Source organism: Bacillus sp. AP50 (genome assembly GCF_040492675.1).
GTDB classification, from domain to species: Bacteria; Bacillota; Bacilli; order Bacillales; family Bacillaceae_G; genus Bacillus_A; species Bacillus_A cereus.
The window spans coordinates 1-2,196 of sequence record NZ_JBEUTW010000626.1; the positions used below are offsets into that span (position 1 = coordinate 1).

Genomic DNA, 2,196 nt, shown 5'->3' on the forward strand with positions numbered 1-2,196 from the left:
TGACATAAATTGTCCCCTTCCCTAGACCATCCTATGTGATGGTCTATTTTATTTTCCAAACACAAAATCAGTCTATCTACACCTAAAAACCAAAAAATTCAGAAAATATTGTTAAATTAGGGATTTTTTCGGTATAATTACTTTAGAAAGAAATTTCACAAAAACAAAAGGGGGGATTTTATTGAAACAAACAAAAGCAATCTTAATCGCATTATTTCTAGGTCTAGTTGTTGGACTCACTCTAAATTTAGCTGCTCCATCTATCTTTGAGCCACTAAATCAATATGTGTTCAACCCAATTGGTCAATTGTTTATTCGACTTATTAAAATGCTAGTTGTTCCTGTTGTGTTCATTTCTATCGTACTTGGTGCTGCCGGCCTTGGAGATCCGAAACAACTTGGAAGAATCGGTTTAAAATCAATTTCATTCTTTCTCGTAACAACTGCGGTTGCCATCTCTATAGCGGTTACATTTGCACTTATTATAAAACCAGGAGCTGGCGGTAATTTTAAAACAGAAGGTCTTAAGTATGAAGGTGCAAAAACTGAAACATCTTTCGTTGACACATTGCTAAATATCGTACCAGATAACCCAGCAAAAGCGATGGCTGACGGAAACATGTTACAAATCATTGCCTTTGCCGTATTGATTGGACTCGGTATAGCTATTTTAGGAAAACGAGTTCAAGGTATCCATTCATTACTTGAACAGGGCAACGAATTAATGATGTATCTTGTTAATCTCGTTATGAAATTAGCCCCAATTGGAACATTCGGTTTGCTCGCTTCATCCGTTGGTAAAATGGGGCTTCCAGGCGTCGCTGCGATGTTCAAGTATATGATTGTCGTTATGTTAGTACTCATTATTCACGGGGTCTTTGTATATGGTGGCTTATTAAAGATATTAGCAAAAGAAAGTATTGTTCGTTTCTTTAAACATTTCGGGCCAGTAATGGCAATTGGATTTAGTACATCTAGCTCTAATGCATCGCTTCCATTTGCAATGAAAACAGCACAAGATAAGCTTGGCGTTCCAAAAGCGATAAGCTCATTTGTACAACCACTAGGGGCAACTATTAATATGGATGGTACTGCCATTATGCAAGGAGTAGCCACTGTATTTATCGCTCAAGTATACGGAGTTGAACTTACATTACCGCAATTAGCTATGGTCGTATTAACTGCTGTACTAGCTAGTATCGGTACTGCTGGTGTACCTGGTGTTGGACTTGTAATGCTTACAATGGTTTTAAATCAAGTAAATCTACCAGTAGAAGGTATCGCTTTAATTATCGGTATTGACCGTATTCTAGATATGTCTAGAACAGCTGTAAACATTTCTGGCGATGCAATTTGCGCAATGATTGTCGCAAAATCAGAAGAAAAATATAATACGGATCAATCGGCAGCATCGTAAATCAAAAAAGGAGTGAATTAATTCACTCCTTTTTTGATTTACTCCCTTTTTTAGAACGATATTCTTTCCCTTTATTATCATTACCAGTTTCAAATTCAGTGCTAAATTCCTGATTAAACTGGCCGGACTTTGGTGATCCTTGATTACCGCTCCCTTTACTACCGTTACGATTCGTCATATTTCTCCCTCCTTCCTTGTATTAGTAGTATGGCGCTCTATCTTTTTTCATACACATTTTATTTATTAACATCTATTACACACGAAAGAAGATCTCCCATCTATAAGGAAGATCTTCTATTTTATCACGTAAGCGTTTTCTTGTTTATAATCACTTAAATAAGTTTTTTGGAAATTGAAATCATTACATTCATTTCATCTTCTGAAAGTGCAGAGAATCTTTCTTGTAAATATTGTTTTTTCGCATCTTCCATTTTCGCAACTAAATCTTTCCCTTGTTCTGTAATCTCTAAATACACAACTCGGCGATCTGATGTAGAACGTGAACGAGTTACAAAACCTTTATTAATTAATTTTTCTGTAACAGCTGTAATATGACATTTCTTTATTCGTACGATTTAATATTCTTAGGACGATGAATTCATTCCACGGTATGTAACCACCGAATATTTTTCCGATATCATTACGCAACGTGCGAAACATAGCAAACACATTTGTCGATAGTTCTTCCATTAATTGCTCTCGATTTTGAGACAACATTGACAGCTCCTTTTATTTCATTTAGTTAAATAAAAACCTTATTAATAAGTTTACATGAAATC

At 35.5% G+C, this 2,196-nt stretch carries 2 protein-coding genes and 1 pseudogene; 1 reads left to right on the forward strand and 2 read right to left on the reverse strand.

What is annotated here, in order from left to right; all coding sequences use genetic code 11:
- The first annotated feature begins 181 nt into the window (after positions 1-181).
- Complete coding sequence (locus ABWK52_RS27545; RefSeq protein ID WP_000814810.1) at positions 182-1,417, forward strand: dicarboxylate/amino acid:cation symporter; 1,236 nt, start codon at positions 182-184, stop codon at positions 1,415-1,417.
- Positions 1,418-1,439: 22 nt separating this feature from the next.
- Here ABWK52_RS27545 and ABWK52_RS27550 read toward each other — a convergent pair whose 3' ends face one another.
- Together ABWK52_RS27550 and ABWK52_RS27555 are read right to left on the reverse strand one after the other, a co-directional pair.
- Complete coding sequence (locus ABWK52_RS27550) at positions 1,440-1,595, reverse strand: hypothetical protein (RefSeq protein WP_000184928.1); 156 nt, start codon at positions 1,593-1,595, stop codon at positions 1,440-1,442.
- Positions 1,596-1,749: 154 nt separating this feature from the next.
- Positions 1,750-2,131: pseudogene (locus ABWK52_RS27555) on the reverse strand (MarR family winged helix-turn-helix transcriptional regulator).
- Between the last annotated feature and the right edge of the window lie 65 nt (positions 2,132-2,196).

Coding starts and splice junctions, on each gene's coding strand:
- ABWK52_RS27550 (WP_000184928.1), bottom strand. CDS start 1,595: ATGACGAATCGTAACGGTAGTAAAGGGAGCGGTAATCAAGGATCACCA.